The 18,582-nt window shown below is 68.6% G+C and carries 17 protein-coding genes and 1 other RNA gene; 4 read left to right on the top strand and 14 right to left on the bottom strand.

All coding sequences use genetic code 11. The features are described 5' to 3' along the window. Nucleotide 1: 1 nt before the first annotated feature. The 14 genes from AC3QL3_RS04290 to rsmI all read right to left on the bottom strand — a co-directional run bounded on the left by AC3QL3_RS04290 (nucleotide 2) and on the right by rsmI (nucleotide 14,149). Entirely contained in the window at nucleotides 2–991 is a 990-nt protein-coding gene (locus AC3QL3_RS04290) for a D-alanine--D-alanine ligase (RefSeq protein ID WP_492897074.1), read from the bottom strand. Further along, complete coding sequence (murC, locus tag AC3QL3_RS04285) at nucleotides 991–2,448, bottom strand: UDP-N-acetylmuramate--L-alanine ligase (protein ID WP_492897072.1); 1,458 nt, start codon at nucleotides 2,446–2,448, stop codon at nucleotides 991–993. Before murC ends, AC3QL3_RS04290 begins: the two co-directional genes overlap by 1 nt. Further along, complete coding sequence (murG, locus tag AC3QL3_RS04280; RefSeq protein ID WP_492897071.1) at nucleotides 2,445–3,530, bottom strand: undecaprenyldiphospho-muramoylpentapeptide beta-N-acetylglucosaminyltransferase; 1,086 nt, start codon at nucleotides 3,528–3,530, stop codon at nucleotides 2,445–2,447. The genes murC and murG overlap by 4 nt, the downstream gene beginning before the upstream one ends. Then, nucleotides 3,527–4,753: a putative lipid II flippase FtsW gene (ftsW, locus tag AC3QL3_RS04275; RefSeq protein ID WP_492897070.1), complete on the bottom strand. Its 1,227-nt coding sequence runs from the start codon at nucleotides 4,751–4,753 to the stop codon at nucleotides 3,527–3,529. The genes murG and ftsW overlap by 4 nt, the downstream gene beginning before the upstream one ends. After that, complete coding sequence (gene mraY / locus AC3QL3_RS04270; protein ID WP_492897069.1) at nucleotides 4,754–5,836, bottom strand: phospho-N-acetylmuramoyl-pentapeptide-transferase; 1,083 nt, start codon at nucleotides 5,834–5,836, stop codon at nucleotides 4,754–4,756. Further along, entirely contained in the window at nucleotides 5,826–7,202 is a 1,377-nt protein-coding gene (locus AC3QL3_RS04265; RefSeq protein WP_492897068.1) for a UDP-N-acetylmuramoyl-tripeptide--D-alanyl-D-alanine ligase, read from the bottom strand. Before AC3QL3_RS04265 ends, mraY begins: the two co-directional genes overlap by 11 nt. Then, nucleotides 7,196–8,671, bottom strand: coding sequence for a UDP-N-acetylmuramoyl-L-alanyl-D-glutamate--2,6-diaminopimelate ligase (locus tag AC3QL3_RS04260; protein WP_492897067.1), 1,476 nt, complete (start codon nucleotides 8,669–8,671; stop codon nucleotides 7,196–7,198). The genes AC3QL3_RS04265 and AC3QL3_RS04260 overlap by 7 nt, the downstream gene beginning before the upstream one ends. Beyond that, nucleotides 8,668–10,446: a peptidoglycan D,D-transpeptidase FtsI family protein gene (locus AC3QL3_RS04255; protein ID WP_492897066.1), complete on the bottom strand. Its 1,779-nt coding sequence runs from the start codon at nucleotides 10,444–10,446 to the stop codon at nucleotides 8,668–8,670. Before AC3QL3_RS04255 ends, AC3QL3_RS04260 begins: the two co-directional genes overlap by 4 nt. Beyond that, a complete protein-coding gene (ftsL, locus tag AC3QL3_RS04250) occupies nucleotides 10,443–10,715 on the bottom strand; it encodes a cell division protein FtsL (protein WP_492897065.1) in 273 nt (90 codons plus the stop codon). The genes AC3QL3_RS04255 and ftsL overlap by 4 nt, the downstream gene beginning before the upstream one ends. Beyond that, nucleotides 10,712–11,617: a 16S rRNA (cytosine(1402)-N(4))-methyltransferase RsmH gene (gene rsmH / locus AC3QL3_RS04245; RefSeq protein ID WP_492898852.1), complete on the bottom strand. Its 906-nt coding sequence runs from the start codon at nucleotides 11,615–11,617 to the stop codon at nucleotides 10,712–10,714. The genes ftsL and rsmH overlap by 4 nt, the downstream gene beginning before the upstream one ends. 44 nt (nucleotides 11,618–11,661) lie before the next feature. Beyond that, entirely contained in the window at nucleotides 11,662–12,108 is a 447-nt protein-coding gene (gene mraZ, locus AC3QL3_RS04240; protein ID WP_492897064.1) for a division/cell wall cluster transcriptional repressor MraZ, read from the bottom strand. A 472-nt stretch (nucleotides 12,109–12,580) separates the two neighbouring features. Next, an RNA gene (gene rnpB / locus AC3QL3_RS04235) (RNase P RNA component class A) lies at nucleotides 12,581–12,927 on the bottom strand. 80 nt (nucleotides 12,928–13,007) lie between these two features. Further along, nucleotides 13,008–13,250, bottom strand: a complete 243-nt coding sequence (locus AC3QL3_RS04230) for a hypothetical protein (protein ID WP_492897063.1) — start codon at nucleotides 13,248–13,250, stop codon at nucleotides 13,008–13,010. A gap of 62 nt (nucleotides 13,251–13,312) precedes the next feature. Continuing rightward, nucleotides 13,313–14,149, bottom strand: a complete 837-nt coding sequence (gene rsmI / locus AC3QL3_RS04225) for a 16S rRNA (cytidine(1402)-2'-O)-methyltransferase (protein ID WP_492897061.1) — start codon at nucleotides 14,147–14,149, stop codon at nucleotides 13,313–13,315. Between the two features lie 113 nt (nucleotides 14,150–14,262). Between rsmI and AC3QL3_RS04220 the strand changes: the two genes are divergently transcribed. The 4 genes from AC3QL3_RS04220 (at nucleotide 14,263) to AC3QL3_RS04205 (ending at nucleotide 18,548) form a co-directional block, all read left to right on the top strand. Next, nucleotides 14,263–16,035, top strand: coding sequence for a penicillin-binding protein activator (locus AC3QL3_RS04220; RefSeq protein ID WP_492897059.1), 1,773 nt, complete (start codon nucleotides 14,263–14,265; stop codon nucleotides 16,033–16,035). Next, the gene (locus AC3QL3_RS04215) at nucleotides 16,032–16,418 is read left to right on the top strand and encodes a YraN family protein (RefSeq protein WP_492897058.1); all 387 of its coding nucleotides are present in this window, start codon (nucleotides 16,032–16,034) and stop codon (nucleotides 16,416–16,418) included. Before AC3QL3_RS04220 ends, AC3QL3_RS04215 begins: the two co-directional genes overlap by 4 nt. 74 nt (nucleotides 16,419–16,492) lie before the next feature. Continuing rightward, the gene (locus AC3QL3_RS04210; RefSeq protein ID WP_492897057.1) at nucleotides 16,493–17,098 is read left to right on the top strand and encodes a BON domain-containing protein; all 606 of its coding nucleotides are present in this window, start codon (nucleotides 16,493–16,495) and stop codon (nucleotides 17,096–17,098) included. Between the two features lie 58 nt (nucleotides 17,099–17,156). After that, on the top strand, nucleotides 17,157–18,548 hold the full coding sequence (locus tag AC3QL3_RS04205; RefSeq protein WP_492897056.1) for an FAD-binding oxidoreductase: 1,392 nt from the start codon (nucleotides 17,157–17,159) through the stop codon (nucleotides 18,546–18,548). Nucleotides 18,549–18,582 lie beyond the last annotated feature (34 nt).

Raw genomic sequence — 18,582 nt, 5'->3', positions numbered from 1 at the left:
TTCACGAATCGCCTCCCGCTTCCCGCGCGAAGCTCGTTTCGAGCACGCGCCAGCACAGGGTCTCGAAATCGATTCCGAGCGCACGCGCCGCCTTCGGCACCAGCGAGTGGCTGGTCATGCCCGGCGCGGTGTTGACCTCGAGCAGGGAATTGCGGCCCGCGCGGTCGCGCATGACGTCGACACGGCCCCAGCCGGAGCAGCCGAGCGCATCGAAAGCGGCCAGCGCGAGTACGCGCATTTCCTCTTCCGCCGCGCCGTCGAGGCCCGGGCAGACGTACTCGGTGTCTTCCGCGATGTACTTGGCGTTGTAGTCGTAGTACTCGCCCTTGGGCACGATGCGGATCGTCGGCAGCGCCTGCCGGTCGAGGATGCCGACGGTGTATTCGCCGCCTTCGATCAGCGTCTCCATCAGAAGATCGCCCGGGTAGCGCCGCGCCAGCGCGACGGCACCCTCGAGATCCTTTTCCTCGAACACGCGCGTGACGCCGACGCTGGAGCCTTCCCAGGCCGGCTTCACGATCAGCGGAAAGCCGATCTCGGCCGCGGCCGCGTGCACGGCGTGCACGGCCGCCGAGCCGCCGTCGGTTTCGCGCGGCAGCGCTTTGAACCGCGGCGTCGGCAAACCGAGCGAGAGCCACACCTGCTTCGCGCGCACCTTGTCCATCGCCAGTGCCGAACCGAGCACGCCGGAACCGGTGTAAGGCACGCGCAGCGCTTGCAGCGCGCCCTGCAACTCACCGTTCTCGCCGGCGCCGCCGTGCAGGATGTTGAACACGCGCGCGTAGTGGCCGGCGCGCAGCGCGTCGAGCAAGGCAGGAATGCCGTCGACCGCGTGCGCGTCGACGCCTTTGGCACGCAAAGCGTCGAGCACGTTGCGGCCGGAGTTCAACGACACTTCGCGCTCGGCCGACTGGCCACCCATGGCCACGGCGACGCGGCCGAATAAGCCGGGATTGGAGACGCGGGATTGGAGATTGGGGAACGCGGACATCACACAGCCTTCGATTTCAGCTGGCCCGACTGAGCCAATTCGTTTGCGGCAGCGCCGATGTCGCCGGCGCCGAGCAGCAGCAACAGGTCGCCGTCGCTCAACAGCGGCGGCAGCGCGGCGACGAGATCGCGCGGATGTTCGATCAGCACCGGATCGACCTTGCCGCGCGCACGCACCGCACGCGCGAGCGCGCGGCCGTCGGCGTTGGCGATCGGCGCTTCGCCGGCCGGATAGACCTCGGTCAGTACCAGCACGTCGACCTCGGCCAGCACGTTGGCGAAGTCGTCGAGCAGATCGCGCGTGCGCGAGTAGCGATGCGGCTGGAACGCGACCACCAGGCGCCGCTCCGGCCAGCCTTCGCGCGCGGCGGCGAACACCGCCGCGAGTTCGCGCGGATGGTGGCCGTAGTCGTCGACCAACAGGACCTTGCCGCGGTCGAGCGCCTCGCCGTTGTCAAGCGCAATCTCGCCGCGCATCTGAAAGCGGCGGCCGACACCCTCGAACGCCGCCAGGGCGGCCTGCATCGCTTCCGGCGCGACGCCGAGCTGCCAACCGACCGCGCAGGCGGCCAGTGCGTTCAGCACGTTGTGGCGGCCCGGCAGATTCAGCCGTACCGGTACCACCGGACCGCCGTCGGGCAGATGCAAAGTGAACTCGGTCGCGCGACCGCTCTGCCGCAGATCGGTCGCGCGCAGGTCGGCGGCGGCGTCGATGCCGTAGGTCAGCACGCGGCGCGGCGTCTCGCGCGCGAGCGCGGCGACTTCGGCATCGTCGGCGCACAGCACGGCGACGCCGTAGAACGGCAGCCGGTGCAGGAAATCGGCGAACGCTTTCTTGACCCGCTCGAAGTCGCCGCCGTAGTTCTCCAGATGATCGGCATCGATGTTGGTGACGATCGCCACCACCGGCGACAGCAAGAGGAACGAGCCGTCCGATTCGTCGGCTTCGGCGACCAGGTATTCGCCGGTGCCCAGACGCGCGTTGGCGCCGGCGGCGATCAGCTGGCCGCCGATCACGAAGGTCGGATCGAGGCCGGCTTCGGCCAGCACGCTCGCCGTGAGGCTGGTGGTAGTGGTCTTGCCATGCGTGCCGGCCACCGCGATGCCGCGGCGGAAACGCATCAGCTCGCCGAGCATTTCGGCGCGCGGCACGATCGGAATGCGGCGGTCGCGCGCGGCGAGCAGCTCGGCGTTGTCCGGCTTGATCGCGCTGGACACCACCAGCACGTCGGCGTCGGCCACGTTGGCGGCGGCGTGACCGCGATCGATGCGTGCGCCCAGTTCGGCCAGGCGGCGCGTGGTCGCGTTGTCGGCCTTGTCCGAACCGGAAACTGAATAGCCAAGATTGCACAGCACCTCGGCGATGCCGCTCATGCCGACGCCGCCGATGCCGACGAAATGCACGCGGCGGAAGTCCTGCATGATGTCGCCGTAGCGGGCGAGGCGAGCCGGCGTCATGCCGCCACCTGCAAGCACACGTCGGCGATGCGTCGCGTCGCGTCCGGTTTGGCCAGCGCGCGCGCCGAGGCCGCCATCGGCACCAGGCGAGCGCGCTCGCCGAGCTGTTCGAACGCAGCGCCCAGGCGGCGCAGGAATTCGTCGCCCTCGCCGACCAGCAGCGCCGCGCCAGCCTCGACCAGCGTCTGCGCGTTCTTGGTCTGGTGATCGTCGACCGCGTGCGGATAGGGCACCAGCACGGCCGGCACGCCGGCGGCGGCGAGCTCGGCCAGGGTCAAGGCGCCGGCCCGGCAGATCACCAGATCCGACCAGGCGTAGGCTGCCGCCATGTCGTCGACGAAGGCGGACACCTCGGCCTCGACACCGGCGGCCAGATACGCGGCTCGCGTTTTCTCGACGTGCTTCTCGCCGCACTGATGCCGCACGATCACCGCTTTGCGACCGCCGCGACGACGCAGCATCTCGGGCAGTTGTGCGTTGAGACTGGCCGCGCCCTGGCTGCCGCCGAGCACGAGCAGACGCAGCGGGCCGTCGCGACCGGCGTAGCGCTCGGCCGGCGGCGGCAGTGCCGCGATCACGGCGCGCACCGGATTGCCGGTCCATTCGCCGTTCGCGAACGCGTTCGGAAATCCGGTCAACACGCGCTGCGCGAGACGCGCGAGCAAGCGATTGGTGACACCCGGAATGCTGTTCTGCTCGTGCACGACGATCGGTTTGTGCGACAGCCACGCCGCGAATCCGCCGGGTGCGGCGGCGTAGCCGCCCATCGACAGCACGCTGCGCGGTGCATGTTTTTTGACCAGTGCGCGCGCCGCCGCAATGGAACCGATCAGACGGAACGGCGTGCGCACCGCATTGACGACACCCTTGCCGCGCACGCCGCCGATCGAGAGCGCGTACAAGGGCAAATCGTGCTCCGGCACCAGCCGATTCTCGAGACCGCCCTTGGCGCCGAGCCAGATCACCGGCACTTGGCGCGCACGCAGTTCCGCCGCGACCGCCAGGCCCGGAAAGATGTGTCCGCCGGTGCCGCCGGCCATGATCAGCACCGGGCGGTCGGCTTTGGCGAGCGCTGCCGTCACCGGCGCTCTCCGGTGAACATGCGTACGTCGACCAGCTGCCGCTCGGCGATCGCCTGCATCATCGCGTTTTCGGCGCGGCTGACCTCGTAGCTGATGCGGATCAAGAGCCCGATCATCGCGCAGGTCATCATCACGCTCGATCCACCCGAGCTGATCAGCGGCAGGGTCAGACCCTTGGTCGGCAGCACGCCGAGATTCACGCCGATCGACACCAGCGCCTGCAGCGCGATCATCAAGGACAGCCCGAAGGCGACGTAGCCGGCGAAGCGCATGTTGCGTTCGACCGCGCGCAGGCCGAGCACGAAACCGCGCCCGACCAGCCAGCCGAACAGGCCGAGCACCAGCACGATGCCGGCCAGGCCGAGTTCTTCCGCGATCACCGCGAGGATGAAATCGGTGTGCGCTTCGGGCAGATAGAACAACTTCTGCACCGAGGCGCCGAGGCCGACGCCGAACCACTCGCCGCGCCCGATCGCGATCAGCGCCTGGGTCAGCTGGAAGCCGTCCTTGAACGGATCGGCCCAGGGGTCGAGGAACGAGGTCAGCCGCTTGACGCGATAGTCCTGGCTCATCGCAACCCAAGCCAGCACCGGCACCGCGGCCGAGCCGAGCAAGGCCAGGTTGCGCACGCGTGCGCCCCCGAGCCAGACCATGCCGAGCGTGACCGCCATCAAGAGCGCGGCCGAGCCGAAGTCCGGCTGCGCCAGCAGCAGCACCACCAGCAGCGCGGCGATGCCGAGCGGTTTGATCACGCCGAGCAGGCTCGCCTGCAAGTTGTCGCGATGGCGCACCAGATAGCTCGCCATGTACACGACCAGGAGGATCTTGACCGCCTCGACCGACTGAAAGCCGAGAATGCCGAGCCGCACCCAGCGCCGCGCGCCGTTCACGCGCACGCCGATGATCGGCACGAACACCAGCAACAGCAGCACGATGCCGAACAGGAGCAGCACGCCGGCGTGACGTTCGAGCCAACCGAGTTCGGTGCGCGCGGCGACCACGCAGGCGACGAAGCCGAGCGCGAGGAAGACCAGGTGGCGCATCACGTAGTAGAACGGACCGATGTGCTGGCCGTCGGCGATCGCGATCGAACTCGAAGCGACCATCACCACGCCGACGCTGGCCAAGGCCAACGCCGCCAGGATCAGGCTGAGGTCGTATTGACCCCTCGCCTCGCTGCGGCGCGTCGCTTGGGATTCGGCGTTGTAGTTGAAGAGGAGCATCTAGCGCACCTTCAACGTCGCAAGACCGATCAGCACCAGCACCACGCTGATGATCCAGAAGCGCACGATCACGCGCGATTCGGGCCAGCCCTTCAGTTCGAAGTGATGGTGGATCGGCGCCATGCGGAAGATGCGTTTGCCGGTCAGCTTGAAGCTGGCGACCTGCAGCATCACCGACACGGTTTCCATCACGAACACGCCGCCCATGATCAGGAGCACGATTTCCTGCCGCACGATCACCGCCAGCGCACCGAGCGCGGCGCCGATCGCGAGCGCGCCGACGTCGCCCATGAACACCTGCGCCGGGTACGCATTGAACCAGAGGAAGCCGAGACCGGCTCCGGCCAGCGCGCCGCAATAAATCGCCAGCTCGCCGGCGCCGGGAATCGAGGGGATGCCGAGGTATTCGGAGAACTTCGCGTTGCCGGCGAGGTAGGCGAACGCGCCCAGCGCGGTCACCACCAGCACGCTCGGCATGATCGCGAGGCCGTCGAGGCCGTCGGTCAGGTTCACCGCGTTGGAGAAGCCGGTGATCATGAAATACGCGAGCGGCACGAACAGCAGGCCGAGCGGAATCGCGATCTGCTTGAACAGCGGCAGATACAGCGCCGTCTCAGCCGGCGTCTGCGCGGTGCGATACAGCGCTATCGCCACGATCAAGGCGAACAGCGACTGCCACAGATACTTCCAACGCGCGGCCAGACCGCGGCTGTCCTTCAGCACGATCTTCTTGTAGTCGTCGTAGAAGCCGATGCCGCCGAAGGCGAACGTCACGCCCAGCACAATCCAGACGTAGCGGCTGGAAAGATCCATCCAGAGCAGGGTCGCGATGCCGACCGCGAGCAGGATCAGCGCACCGCCCATGGTCGGCGTACCGGCCTTGGACAGATGCGACTGCGGCCCGTCGTTGCGCACGACCTGGCCGGCCTTGAGCGCCGCCAGCTTGCGGATCACCGCCGGCCCGACCAGCAGCGAAAACGCCAACGCGGTCAGCGTCGACATGATCGTGCGGAAGGTCAGGTACTGAAACAGATGGAACCCGCTGACGTAACCCTTCAGCAGATCGGCAAGCTCAAGCAGCATGGCGCTCCCCTTCCTTGCCCGCGGCCTCGCCGTGCAGCGCCTGCACGACGCGATCCATCGCCGAGGAGCGCGAGCCCTTGATCAACACGGCGACACCGGCGCGCAGTTCGCCGCGCAGGGTCTCGATCAGTGCCGACTGATCGGCGTAGTGCGCGCCGCCGCTGCCGAACGCCTCGACCGCGGCGCGGCTCAGACGTCCGACGCCAAGCAGGCGCTGGATGCCGGCGCGCTTGGCCAGCGCGCCCGTTTCGGCATGCAGGCGTTCGGCGTCGGCGCCGAGTTCGGCCATGTCGCCCATCACCAGCACGCGTTGACCCGGTTCGGCCGCGAGTATTGCGATCGCGGCCGCGAACGAACCGGGATTGGCGTTGTAGCTGTCGTCGATCACGATCGCGCCGGACGCGTGCACACGACGCAACAGCCGGCCGGCAACGTTCGGTGCTGATTCGAGGCCCGCCTTGATCGTCGCCAGCGGCACGCCCAGCGCGAGCGCGGCGGCGCTCGCGGCGAGAGCGTTCATCACGTTGTGGCGCCCCGGCAGCGGCAGTGCGACGGCGATGCCGCCGCCCGGCGTCAGCAAGCGAAAATGACCGTCGAACGGTGCGTCCGGCTCGATCGCCGCGCTGACGTCGGCGCGATGCAGCAGGCCGTAACGGATCACGCGGCGCGGTGCGGCGAGCACGGCGAAGTAGTCGGCGAACGCATCATCCGCGTTGATCACGGCGACGCCGTCGGCCGGCAGCGCACGGTAGATCGCGCCCTTGGTTTCGGCCACACCCTGCAACGAACCCATACGCTCGAGATGCGCGGAGGCGACGTTGTTGACCAGGGCCACGTCCGGCTGCGCGATCGCGGCGAGATAGGCGATGTCGCCCGGCTTGCCGGCGCCCATTTCGAGCACCGCGAATTCGCTCTCGGCCGGCATCGCGAGCAGGGTCAGCGGCAGACCGATCTCGTTGTTGAAGTTGCCGGCGTTGACGTGCGTGCTGCCGTGCCCGCTCAGAATCGAGGCGAGCAAGGTCTTCACGGTGGTCTTGCCGTTCGAGCCGGTGATACCGACCACGCGAGCGTGCCGCTGCGCGCGTACCGCGCGCGCGATCGCGCCGAGCGCGAGCAAGCTGTCGGCGACCACGACTTGCGGCAGCTCGATCTCGACCTCGCGCTCGACCAGCAGTGCGGCGGCACCCTGCTCGCACGCGGTCGCGACGAAATCGTGCGCGTCGTAGCGCTCGCCCTTCAGCGCGACGAACAGCGCACCGGCGCCGAGCGTGCGCGTGTCGGTCGAAATCGCCGTCACGCTCGCATCGGCCCCATGCAGACGGCCGCCGCTCCAGCGCGCGAGGTCGGAGAGTCGCAGGTTCAGCATGCGGCCTGCTCCAGTGCGCCGCGCGCGACCGCGAGATCGTCGAACGGACGCTTGTCGCCGGCGATTTCCTGGTACGGCTCGTGTCCTTTGCCGGCGATCAGCACGACGTCGCCGCGCTGCGCCGCTCCGACCGCCGATGCGATCGCCGCGGCGCGATCGCGCACCACCGTCGCCGCGTGCGGACGCGCGAGGCCGGCCAGAATCTGCGCGACGATGACGTCGCCGTCCTCACCACGCGGGTTGTCGTCGGTGACGACGATGCGATCGGCCAGCGCCTCGGCGATCGCGCCCATCTGCGGTCGCTTGCCGACATCGCGCTCGCCGCCGCAGCCGAACACGCAGATCAACTCGCCGGCGCAATGCGCGCGCAGCGAAGTCAGCGCTTGTTCGAGCGCGTCCGGCGTGTGCGCGTAGTCGATCACGACCAGCGTCTGCGCGCCGCCGCCGAGACGATTCATGCGCCCGGCTACCGGTTCGAGCGCGGCCAAGGCGGTGCGGATCTGTTCGAACGACAAACCGAGCTGGCCCAGGCAAGCCGCTACCGCGAGCACGTTGGAGACGTTGAAGCGGCCGAGCAGGCGCGTCGCGACATCGCCCTCGCCCCACGGCGTGAGCAAACGGAACGCGAGGCCGTCATCGCCGCTGCGAACCGCCTGCGCGACTACCTCGGCATCGTCGCGCTCGACGCCGTAGCGCAAGAGCCGCGTGCCGGCGCCGACCGTCGACACCAGGGCGCGCCCGAACGCGTCGTCGACGTTGATGATCGCAGCGCCGAGGCCCGGCCATGCGAACAGGCGCTGCTTGGCGGCGCCGTAGGCGTCCATCGTGCCGTGGTAGTCGAGATGGTCGCGCGTGAGATTGGTGAATACAGCCAGGTCGAACGCGACCGCATTGATGCGGCCTTGATCGAGCGCGTGCGAGGAGACTTCCATCGCGACGTGGCTGGCGCCTTGCTCGCGGAACTCGGCCAACAGGCCGTGCACCGCGATCGCGTCGGGCGTGGTGCGCTCGCCTTCGCGAATCGCGCCGTACAGCCCGGCGCCGAGGGTGCCAATGGTGGCGACGCCGCGCCCGCTGCCGTGCAGCGCCTGCGCCAACAGCTGCACGGTCGAGGTCTTGCCGTTGGTGCCGGTCACGCCGATCACCTCGAGCGCGCGCGACGGCTCGCCGAAGTAACGTGCAGCGATCGCGCCGAGCTCATCGCGCAAGCGGTCGATCCACACGACCGGCGCGGCGAGCTGGGTTGCGCGCGCTGGCGTTTCCGCCAGCACAGCGGCCGCGCCGCGCTCGAGCGCGCTCGCGGCGAATGCGATGCCGTGCGCGTGCGCGCCCTGCAGCGCGACGAACGCGTCGCCCGGGCGCGCGCGGCGCGAATCGAGCGTGAGCCCGCGCACGAGGATGTCGCCGGCAGCGCCGGCGTCGGCGTGGCCTTGCAAGAGTTCGCGCAGGGAGAGCGCCGGGCGGCTCATTCCTGCGGCACTCCGTCGTCGGTGGTGGACATTTCCTCCGCAGCATCGGGCGCTTGTTTGGGCACCTCGATCTTGCGGGCGGTTTCTGGCGATGCGGCGTACCAGTTCTGGACATTGTCGGGCGGCACGTCGAGCAGGCGCACGGCGCCGTCCATCACCTTGCCGAACACCGGCGCTGCCACGACCGCGCCGTAGAACGCGCCCTGCGGTTCGCGGATCACCACCACGCCGACCAGGCGCGGATGGCTGGCCGGGATCATGCCGGCGAACAGCGAGGTGTACTTCTTCTGATAACCGCCGCCGACCGCGGTGCGCGCGGTGCCGGTCTTGCCGGCGACGCGGTAGTTGGTCACGCGCGCCTTGACCGCGCCGCCGCCGCCGGGCGCGACGATCACCGTCTCCAGCATCGCACGCAGGTTCGCCGCGATCTGCGCGTCGACCACGGTGCGCTCGGGATTCTGTGCGCCTTTGACGAAGGTCGGCGAATGCAGACGGCCGTCGTTGGCGAGCGTCGCGTAGGCCTGCGCGACCTGCAGCGGCGTCGCGTTGAGTCCGTAACCGTAGGCCAGTGTGGCTTGTTCGACCGGTCCCCAGGCCTTGGCGATCGGCAGGTAGCCGGGCGATTCGCCCGGAAAGCCGCTGCCGCTGACCTCGCCGAAGCCGAAGCGATGGAACACGTCGTACATGTGGTCGCGCGACATGGTCGCGGCGATCTTGGCCGCGCCGACGTTGCTCGAATAGGTGATCACGCCGGTGACGTCGATCAGCCCCTTGTTGTGCACGTCGCTGATGGTGTGGCCGTACAGCGTGTAGGTGCCGGGGCGCGTGTCGACCGGCGTATGGATCTTCCACTTGCCGGTTTCGAGCGCGGCCGAGATCGTGAACGCCTTCATGGTCGAGCCGGGCTCGACCACGTCGGTGACTGCGCGGTTGCGTCGATAGGACGGATCGACGTTGGTGCGCGAGTTCGGATTGAACGACGGCTGATTGACCATGGCGAGGATCTCGCCGGTCGGCACGTCGAGAATCACCATCGAACCCGAGGTGGCGTGAAACTCGGCCAAGCCGGCTTTCAGCTCGCGGTAGGCGAGGTATTGGATGCGGCGGTCGATCGACAGGGTCAGGTCGCGCCCGGCTTGCGCTTCGCGCACCAGCTCGACGTTCTCGACCTCGTGCCCTTTGCGGTCGCGGATCACGCGCTTGACGCCGGGCTTGCCGGCGAGCCAGTCGTCGAACGCGAGCTCGAGTCCTTCCTGGCCGCGGTCGTCGATGTTGGTGTAGCCGAGCGTGTGGCCGAACACTTCGCCGCTCGGGTAGTAGCGCTTGAATTCGCGCTGGCTGGCGACGCCGGGAATGTCGAGCTTGAGGATCGCCTGCGCGTCGTCGGGGTTCAGATGGCGCTTGAGATAGATGAACTCCTTGTCCGAGCGCTCGACCAGCTTCTGCTTCAGCGCTTCCTCGTCGAGGCCGGCCGCCTTGGCCAGCTCGGGAATGCGGTCGGCGTGTTCGAGCACCTCGGACGGATTCGCCCAGATCGAATCGACCGGCGTCGACACCGCCAGCGGCTCGCCGTTGCGGTCGAAGATGGTGCCGCGCGAAACCGGGATGGCGAGGTCGCGCAAGTAACGCGCGTCACCCTGCTCCTGATAGAACTCCTTGCGCACGACTTGAAGATCGACCGCGCGCACGACCAGCGCGCTCGAGGCGAGCCCGAGCATGCCGAGCACGACGTACAGGCGCGAGCGCGTGGTGACCGGTTGGCTGCGCGGAGTCATCGCTTGATCACCACCGTATCCGCCGGCCCGGGCGAGACCATGCCGAGCTTGCCGCGCGCGATCTGCTCGATGCGGTTGTTCTCGGCCCAGGTCGCCTGCTCCAGCTGCAGGCGGCCGAATTCGAAATTCAGATCGTCGCGCTCGTTGCCGAGGCGGCTCAGTTCGACGAACAGCGAACGGCTCTGCTGGCGCGTCTGCACCACCGCGAGCGCACTCGCCAGCGTCGCCAGCAGGAGCAGCACCAGCACGAGGGCACCGACGACCTTCATGCCCGCCCCCCGTCGACGACCCGCTCGGCAATGCGCAGCACCGCGCTGCGCGCACGCGGGTTGACCGCGAGTTCGGCTTCGTCGGCGAATTGCGCCTTGCCGACCGCGACGAGCATCGGCGGCGCGACTTCCGGCAGCGGCAGGCCGCGGCGCACGGGCCGGGCGATTTCGCCGCGCACGAATTGCTTGACCGCGCGATCCTCGAGCGAGTGGAAACTGATCACGGCCAGACGGCCGCCCGGCTTGAGCGCGGCAGTCGCCGCGACCAGGCCGCGCTCGAGCGCGCCGAGTTCGTCGTTGACCTCGATGCGCAGCGCCTGGAACGTGCGGGTGGCGGGGTGTTTGTGGCGTTCGCGCTGGCCGATGGTCTTGGCGACGAGGTCGGCGAGTTCACGCGTCGTCGTCAGGGCGCGACTGCGTCTGGTTTCCACGATTGCCCGCGCGATGCGTCGGCTCATCCTCTCCTCGCCGTAGCGCCACAAGACATCGGCGATATCCCGCTCCTGCGCCGTTGCCAACCATTCCGCCGCGCTGAGTCCGCGCGTCGGGTCCATGCGCATGTCCAGCGGACCCTCGCCTTGGAAACTGAAACCGCGAGCCGGATCGTCGAGCTGCGGCGAAGACACGCCCAGGTCGAGCAACACGCCGTCCAACCCCGCTGCGATTTCCTCCCATGCGGCGAGCTCGGCAAAGCTCGCATGGCGAATCCGCACTCGCGCATCGGCGCTGAACTCGCGCTCTGCGCTCGCGATCGCTTCCGGATCGCGATCCATCAACAGCAAGCGGCCCTCCGGTCCCAGCCTCGCCAGCACTTCGCGCGCATGCCCGCCGCGTCCGAAGGTGCCGTCGAAATAGGTTCCCTCCGCCCTCACCCGCAGACCCTCCAGGACCTGCGTCAACATCACCGGCACGTGCCGAAGCGGTGCGGCGCTCGAGCGCGCGCCCGTCACAACTTCAGCTCGGCCATGTCCTCCGTGATCTGGTCTTCTCCGATCGTTTCGCGGATCTTGGCCAGATGTGCTTGTTCGCCCCACAGCTCGAAACGGTCGCCCATGCCGAGCAGCACGGCGCGCTTCTCGATGCCGGTCGCCGCGCGTTGGCTCGCCGGCAGCAGGATGCGGCCATTGCCGTCCGGCTCGACGTGCGCCGCCGCGCCGACCAGCTTCATCTGCAGGATGCGATGCGCCGACTTGGTCTTCGACAACGCGTTGACCTGATCGCGCAACTGCTCCCACGCGTTCTGCGGCGTGAGCCACAGGCAGCCGTGCTCGAACGGGTTGTAGGTGACGACGAGACGGTTCGCGCTGGCCTTCGCGACGAGCTCGCGATAAGCGGCCGGGATTGCGATCCGACCCTTGTCATCCAGCGTGATGGCGGTCTCGCCTTGGAACATATTCCACGAATCACCACAGAAAACCACTAAAGCCCACATTAGGACTCAAGCTACGGTCTGTCAAGGAAAATTCGGGGCAAATTGCGGGCAATCGGCAAGCATTTGTGACGGCTGATTCGCCCTCACAAACCGATATTCCTAACGAGTCGATGAGGAGTGCGCGACAAGGTATTGATCGAAGGGAAATCCCACCGTTTCCACTAGGGAATTCCTATACAAATCCACGCTCGCCGCGCGCGATCAGAGCGAACGGATCGGCAAGAGACGAACGAAACGAATGAGCATGGCCACCGGACCATCCTCCAAGTTCGCAGAAGGCGCCGTCCGATCACCCCAATGAAGCGCCACAAAGAAAAGTGCTTCACTTAAAAAGTGCGGCCATGGATGGCCGCGGGTGGACTGCCCCGAAGCCGAACCCCAACCCGCGGTTCGCCTTGTCAGGTCGCAGCGATCACGGACGATCGCAAAAGTAAAAGGGAGCCGGCCGATAAGCCGGGTTCTGTCGTGAGCAGCCATTCCTCTGGACCGCACGTCACCGTACGGTTCAAGCGACCAACCCGGGGACGACGCGGGCCGCGTCATGGTCCCCCTATTCGGTCTTGCTCCAGGTGGGGTTTGCCGTGCCGGTCTGTTGCCAGACTCGCGGTGCGCTCTTACCGCACCGTTTCACCCTTGCCTGATCCCCTTGCGGGGCCATCGGCGGTTTGCTCTCTGTTGCACTGTCCGTCGGCTCGCGCCGCCCAGGCGTTACCTGGCACCCTGCCCTGTGGAGCCCGGACTTTCCTCGACGCAATGCGCCGCGGCTGCTTGGCCGGCTCCCAGCGGGCAGTGTATCGGGGTGAGCCGCGTTGAGCGAGGGCTCCAGCACCGAACGAACCGGTGTTCAGCCACGACAGCGGTCACTTGCGCCGGATCAGCCACCACGCCTGCGCCGCCGCGGCGATCGCCACCGTCGCCGCGACGACCACGCCGATCATCGACCAGACGGCCGCCTGCTCGGGCGCCGGATAGCGTTCGTTGACCACTTTGGCGGCCAGCGCGTAGGCGAGCGCGAACACCACGGCCAAAGTCAGCGCGCTGCCGAAAAAGGCGAGCACGGCGCTGCGCGGAGCGGAACGATGGGAAGAATTCGATGCGGGCATGGCCGAATTCTGCGCGCTCACGCTGTCGATTCAAAGCCGAAACGGCAAAACACGCGCCGCCCCTAACCTTCGTACAGCAACTTGCGCGGCGCGCCGCTGATCGCCGCCGCGAGCTTGGCCGCCCGCGCCGGCGGCAATTCTTCGCGCAGCAGCGCGAACACGCGCCGGCCTTCGGCCAGCTCGGCGTCTGCGTCGGCGCCCTCGGCACCGGCGACCAAGACGACGAACTCGCCGCGCTGCTGATTCGCGTCGGCCTCGACGCGCGCCGCGAGCTGACCCAACGGCGCCGCCAGGATGGTCTCGAACAGCTTGGTCAGTTCGCGCGCAAGCACCGCCTCGCGCGTCGCACCGAACACGGCAGACAGATCGGCCAAGGCTTCGAGGATGCGATGACTGGACTCGTAGAAAATCAGCGTGCGCGTTTCCGGCGCGAGCGCCTGCAAGCGCTCGCGCCGCGCCGAGGCTTTGGCCGGCAGAAATCCCTCGAAGACGAAACGGTCGCTCGCCAAGCCCGCCGCCGACAAGGCGGCGATCGCGGCGCACGGCCCGGGCACCGGCGAGACCTCGAAGCCGGCCGCACGCGCCGCGCGCACCAAGCGGTAACCCGGGTCGCTGATCAGGGGCGTGCCGGCATCGGAGATCAGTGCGACGTCGCCGCCGCCGCGCAGATGCTCGACGATGCGCGCCGCCTGTTCGTGTTCGTTGTGCTCGTGCAAGGCGAGCACGCGCGCCTGCGCGCCGGCCTGCGCCAGCAGCGGCGCGCTGTGGCGTGTGTCCTCGGCCGCGATCAGACTGGCCTCGCGCAACGTCGCTCGCGCGCGCGGCGAGAGATCGTCGAGGTTGCCGATCGGCGTCGCCACCACGTGCAGCCGCCCGGCCTTCGGTGTCGCTTGTGTCACAGCCTTCTCCAGGCGGCGCCGGGAGCGCCGCCGCGATCGGCTATCATCGCAGCGTTGCCCATTTCGCGCTCGGACCGCTCATGACGCCACGTCTTCATCGAACCTCTCGGCTCATGCGCGGCGCCGCCATCGGCCTGCTCGCACTGCTCATGTCCGCCTGCGTGACGATGGGCGACAGCAGCGGCGGCGGCACGCCGGCGCCGTCCTCGCCGGACGCCGATCGCGCCGAAGAGTTCTATCAGCAGGGCGACTTCGATCGCGCCGCCGGCGCCTTCCTCGACCTCGCCAACACCAGCCGCGGCGATGTCGCCGCGCACTACCAACTGCGCGCGGCCGAAGCGATGCGCGAACGCGGCGATTTCGATGCCGCCGCGCGTACGCTGGCCGACATCAAACGCCGCCGCCTGCACGGCGACGAGCCGCTGCGGCTCGACCTGCTCGATGCCGAGATCGCGCTCAAGCACGGCGACGCCGCGCGCGCACGCGCATTGCTGATGGTCGGCGAAGACACGCCGCCGAACCTGCGCCTGCGCGCGCTGGAACTGCGCGCGCGCGCCGACGCCGCCGGCGGCGACGCATTCGCCTCGGCGCAGACGCGCGCGCAGCTCGACCGTCTGCTCGGCGGCGTCGATCGCGAACAGAACCGCAAGCAGCTGGTCGATACGCTGGCGGCGCTGGATGCGAACGCGCTGAAGTCGCGCTTCGACACCCTGGCGCCGAGCGATCCGTTGCGCCCATGGATCGAACAGGCGCTGCGCAAGCAAGGTCAAGCGCTGGCGCGCGAACTGCCGCGGCCGAGCCAGCCGGTCGGCACGATGCGGCCGGGTCAGAGCGGCGCGCTCGAAGCGGAGGGCTATCAGCCGCCCAAGCGCGTCGCCTTGCTGCTGCCGCTGAATGCACAGCTGGCCGGAGTCGCCAATGCGATCCGTGACGGTTTTCTGTCCGCCTATTTCGCCGACAGCCCCGACCGCCGCCCCGAACTGCGCATCTACGACGCCGGCAAAACCCCGGCCGACGCCATCGCCGCGTACGAAAAAGCGGTCGCCGACGGTGCCGACCGCGTGGTCGGACCGCTGCAGCGCGAAGCGGTCGGCGAGTTGTTCCACCAGCCGCTGAGTACGCGCGTGCTCGCGCTCAACCATCCCGACACCGGCGAAGTGCCGCCGGCGGGCAGTGCGGAATACGGCCTGTTGCCGGAAGCCGAAGGCGCACAAGTCGCCGAGCGCCTGCGTGAACGCGGCATCTCGCGCGCAGCGGTGATCGTGGCCGAGGCGGACTGGGCCGAGCGCGCGGTGCGCGCGTTCCGCGCGCAGTTCGAAGCCGGCGGCGGCACCCTGATCGGCGAAGCGCGGCTGCGCGAGAAAGAGGTCAATTTCGCCACCGCGATCACCCAGGCCACCGCCAGCCTCGGCAACGACGGCGCGGTCTTCATCAGCATGCGTCCGCAGCAAGCGCGGCTCTTGCTGCCGCAGCTGAAGATCGCGAACGTGACCGTGCCGGTACTGGCGACCTCGCACATCTATTCGGGCGACAGCAACGCCACGCTCGATCGCGATCTGGAGGGCGTCGAATTCTGCGACGCGCCGTGGCTGTTCGGACCGTTGCCGGGCAAGCCCGAGCGCACTCAGGTGTCGGGCCAGATCGCGAGCGCGAACGGCGTCGGTGCGCGCCTGTTCGCGTTCGGCATGGACGCCTACGCGCTGCTGCCCTACATCGATTGGCTGATCGCGCATCCGGAAGCCTACCTCGGCGGCGCCACCGGCGAACTGACGGCCGACAATTTCGGCCGCGTGCATCGCCTGGTCAGCTGGGCGCGTTTCGTCAACGGCATGCCGCAGCCGGCCGAAGGCGCGCTCAGCAGCGTGCCGATGCAGCCGCTGCAATGAAGCTCAGCGCCGGCAGCGCGACGCAAGCTGCCGGCGCGCGCTACGAAGATCTCGCGCTGGCGCATCTGCAACGCAGCGGCCTGACGCTGATCGCGCGGAATTTTTCCTGCCGCTACGGCGAGATCGACCTGATCATGCGCGAGGGCGAGGTCGTCGTCTTCGTCGAAGTGCGCTACCGTCGCGGCGCGGCGACGCGCGGTTTCGGCGGCGGCATCGAGTCGGTCGGCGCGACCAAGCGCGCGAAACTGGTGCGCGCGGCGAGCGCGTATCTGGCGCGCGAGCCGCGACTGGCCGAACGCGCCTGCCGCTTCGACGTGCTGGCGATCGGCGGCGACGACATGCCGACGATCGACTGGCGTCGCGATGCGTTCCAAGCTTTCTGACCCCATTCACGAACGCAGCCGGGACGGCCGCGTTTGATCGTCGCGATCACGGACGACCGCGAAGGAGACACGTCATGCACCTACGCACATTCGCCTGGCTGCTGCTGTTCGCGACCCTGCCGCTGCTCGGCGGCTGCTTCCTCGCCGTGGCCGGCGGCGCCGCCGTCGGCGCGAGCGCCGCGCACGATCGCCGCGGCGTCGGCACCTGGGCCGACGACAAGCGTCTCTATCTGAGCGCCTACGATGCGATCAACAAGGACAAGGAGCTGGCGCTGAAGAACAACGTCGGCGTGGTCGTCTACAACGGCACGATGCTGCTGCTCGGCGAAGTGCGCACGGCCGAACTGAAGACGCGCGCGGAGCGTCTGGCCAGCGGCTTCGAAGGCACGCGGCGGCTGGTCAACGAGATCGAGGTGCGCGAACCGGAAAGCTTCTGGTCGCGCCGGCGCGACAACACGATCACCGCGCACGTGAAGACCGCCCTGCTCGATCTGACCAGCCTGCAGAGCTTCGACCCGACTCGCGTCAACATCAGCACCGCGCATCGCACCGTGTACTTGATGGGCAAGGTCACGCACGAAGAAGCCGACGCGGTGGCCGACGTGGCGCGCGACGTCAGCGGCGTCGAACGTGTGGTGAAAGTGTTCGAGTACGTCGAAACCGCGACCAAACAGGAATAGCGAAGCCGGACGGCAACGCCGCTTTCGCAGCGCCGCCATCCATCCTCGAACCGATCGTATGAGCTTGTCTTCCGCCGCCCTCGCCGACCTGCAGCGCGCCTTCGCGGCCGACGCTGTGCACACCGAAGCGAGCGAACGCCTGGTCTACGGCTACGACAACTCGCGCCGTCAAGCGATGCCCGACGCGGTCGTATTTCCGGCCACGCACGAAGACGTCGTCACGCTGGTGCGCCTGTGCCGCAGCCATCGCTTGCCGCTGGTCGCGCGCGGACGCGGCACCAATACCACCGGCGCTAGCGTGCCGATCGCCGGCGGCGTGGTGGCGAGCTTCGAACGCATGAACCGCGTGCTGCGCATCGATCGCGACAATCGCTTGGCGGTGGTCGAGCCGGGCGTGCTGAACGGCGATCTGCAAGGGGCACTCGCGCCGCACCACTTGTTCTGGCCGCCCGATCCGACCTCGGCGCCGTTCTGCACGGTGGCCGGCAACATCGCCTGCAACGCCGGCGGACCGCGCGCGGTGAAATACGGCGCCACGCGCGACAACGTGCTCGCGCTGCGCGCGGTGGCTGGCAACGGCGAGCCGTTCCGTTGCGGCACGCCGACGACCAAGGGCGCGACCGGTTACGACCTGACGCGCCTGTTGATCGGGTCGGAAGGCACGCTCGCGATCGTCACCGAGGCGACGCTGAAGCTGGCGCCACTGCCGTCGGCCAAACGCACGCTGCGCGCCACCTACGCCGACGTCGCCGCCGCCGCTCGCGCGGTCGCGCGCATCATGGCGCAGCCGGTCGCACCGTGCGCGCTGGAATTTCTCGACGACGAGTGCCTGCGTCTCGCCCGCGCGCACGGCGGCGAGGCGGTGCCGCTGGCCGGCGCGATGCTGATCGTCGAGGTCGATGGTGAGCCGGACGCTCTGCCCGCGGCGGCCGCCGCGGTCGCGCAGGCGGCGCGCGGCGAAGGACTGCTCGATCTTTCCATTGCCGCGAACGAAGCCGAGGTCGGCGCGCTGTGGGCCGCACGCAAGGCGCTGTCACCGGCCCTGCGCACCTTGTCGCCGAACAAGATCAACGAAGACGTGGTGGTGCCAGTCAGCCGCGTACCCGAACTGGTCGCCGCGACGCGCGCGATCGCGGCGCGCCATGCGCTGCCGATCGTCTGCTTCGGCCACGCCGGCAACGGCAATCTGCACGTGAACTTGTTGCCGCGCGACGAAGCGGAACTCGCACGCGCCGAGGCGGCGCTCAGCGAGGTGTTCGACGCCGTCATCGGCATGGACGGCACGCTCTCGGGCGAACACGGCATCGGCTTGGCCAAGCGCGACTTCATGCCGCGCGCGCTCGATGCGCAGGCGCTGACGCTGATGCATGCGATCAAGCGCGACTTCGACCCGGATGGGATTCTCAATCCGGGCAAGCTGCTGCCCAATGATCTCGGCGGCGTTTCGTAGCAGCGTAAACTCCTGCGTCGATTACGCGGTCGGG

The organism is Dokdonella sp. GW821-FHT11D02, from assembly GCF_058808595.1.
Note: the sequence above shows the minus strand (reverse complement) of the source record. Positions and strands in the feature narration are given on the sequence as shown.

Bases quoted from the DNA above. Each gene is read 5' to 3' on its own strand.
- AC3QL3_RS04290 (WP_492897074.1), bottom strand. From the start codon at position 991: ATGTCCGCGTTCCCCAATCTCCAATCCCGCGTCTCCAATCCCGGCTTA.
- murC (WP_492897072.1), bottom strand. From the start codon at position 2,448: ATGACGCCGGCTCGCCTCGCCCGCTACGGCGACATCATGCAGGACTTC.
- ftsW (WP_492897070.1), bottom strand. From the start codon at position 4,753: ATGCTCCTCTTCAACTACAACGCCGAATCCCAAGCGACGCGCCGCAGC.
- mraY (WP_492897069.1), bottom strand. From the start codon at position 5,836: ATGCTGCTTGAGCTTGCCGATCTGCTGAAGGGTTACGTCAGCGGGTTC.
- AC3QL3_RS04265 (WP_492897068.1), bottom strand. From the start codon at position 7,202: ATGCTGAACCTGCGACTCTCCGACCTCGCGCGCTGGAGCGGCGGCCGT.
- AC3QL3_RS04260 (WP_492897067.1), bottom strand. From the start codon at position 8,671: ATGAGCCGCCCGGCGCTCTCCCTGCGCGAACTCTTGCAAGGCCACGCC.
- AC3QL3_RS04255 (WP_492897066.1), bottom strand. From the start codon at position 10,446: ATGACTCCGCGCAGCCAACCGGTCACCACGCGCTCGCGCCTGTACGTC.
- ftsL (WP_492897065.1), bottom strand. From the start codon at position 10,715: ATGAAGGTCGTCGGTGCCCTCGTGCTGGTGCTGCTCCTGCTGGCGACG.
- rsmH (WP_492898852.1), bottom strand. From the start codon at position 11,617: ATGTTGACGCAGGTCCTGGAGGGTCTGCGGGTGAGGGCGGAGGGAACC.
- mraZ (WP_492897064.1), bottom strand. From the start codon at position 12,108: ATGTTCCAAGGCGAGACCGCCATCACGCTGGATGACAAGGGTCGGATC.
- AC3QL3_RS04230 (WP_492897063.1), bottom strand. From the start codon at position 13,250: ATGCCCGCATCGAATTCTTCCCATCGTTCCGCTCCGCGCAGCGCCGTG.
- AC3QL3_RS04220 (WP_492897059.1), top strand. From the start codon at position 14,263: ATGCGCGGCGCCGCCATCGGCCTGCTCGCACTGCTCATGTCCGCCTGC.
- AC3QL3_RS04215 (WP_492897058.1), top strand. From the start codon at position 16,032: ATGAAGCTCAGCGCCGGCAGCGCGACGCAAGCTGCCGGCGCGCGCTAC.
- AC3QL3_RS04210 (WP_492897057.1), top strand. From the start codon at position 16,493: ATGCACCTACGCACATTCGCCTGGCTGCTGCTGTTCGCGACCCTGCCG.
- AC3QL3_RS04205 (WP_492897056.1), top strand. From the start codon at position 17,157: ATGAGCTTGTCTTCCGCCGCCCTCGCCGACCTGCAGCGCGCCTTCGCG.